Here is a 921-nt window from a genome sequence, read left to right on the forward strand (position 1 = left end):
TACTCAACTTTCGCAGACTGAAATAGGCAGGTATGCCTTGATATAGTTAGGTAAGCCCGCGATCCATTGCTGTAGTTGACTTTTAATTAACTTTTGCATTCTTTTGTTACTCTCTTTAAGGGTATCTTCAAGAAGTTCGATTAATTGCTGAAGCGCAATTGCCCAATCGAGGTCACTGATTTCATCACAAAGTTCATAAAACATACCGCCAAGTGTTCTTTGGTCCGTGCTACATCGATTTTGCCAGGACAGAACAATATATCGTGCAAAAACAATCGTTGTATGACTAATTAAGGAATCATAGGACCGACCTTGAAACTCCTTTTGGAGTTTTAATAAGGATTTCGTTGTTTTGAAAAAGACTTCAATGTCCCATCTCATACCATAAATTCGGATGATTTCTTGGTCACTTAACGTACAGTCTGTACTCAGAATCGCAAGCCATTCGCTCTTTTTATTACGGTTTCGAACGAATACAATTTTGACTGAAACTCCATTGGCTTGGATAGTATGGATGGAGCGAAGAATCCCTTTATTTCCTTGAGTAGGTGCTGCCAAACGATAGAGTTCCTTTAAGCTGACACGCTTATCATCTACAAGGTAACGTTGCTTTAAATTCTTAACCATGCCAATTACATCAATCCCTTGCTCTTTAATGTTCTTAATGAGTGGTTGGTGGGTAAACCAAGTATCCATCAACACATATGAAGCATCAATCCCAGAGTTCAATGCACGTTGAATCATATCTGGAATTTGTTCTGGGGCAGATTGTAGGGCTTCAAGACGGCGTTTGTATCCGACGCTTCGCTTGTCGATTTTACTTGATATTCCGTTAATTTGACTTGTTTTAGAGCTCAATAAAGAAAAGTCAACAGGAATGAACGTTGCACCATCTGACCAGCCAAGGGTAAGCATTCGAAA

Annotated in this window: 1 protein-coding gene; it reads right to left on the reverse strand. The window is 39.4% G+C overall.

Going from position 1 to position 921, the window contains the following annotated elements; translation table 11 throughout:
• Positions 1-3 precede the first annotated feature (3 nt).
• On the reverse strand, positions 4-921 hold a 918-nt coding region (locus RZN25_18510), incomplete at its 5' end, for a transposase (GenBank protein MEQ6378779.1).

The sequence above is a fragment of the Bacillaceae bacterium S4-13-56 genome, from assembly GCA_040191315.1.
In the GTDB taxonomy this organism is placed as follows: domain Bacteria; phylum Bacillota; class Bacilli; order Bacillales; family JAWJLM01; genus JAWJLM01.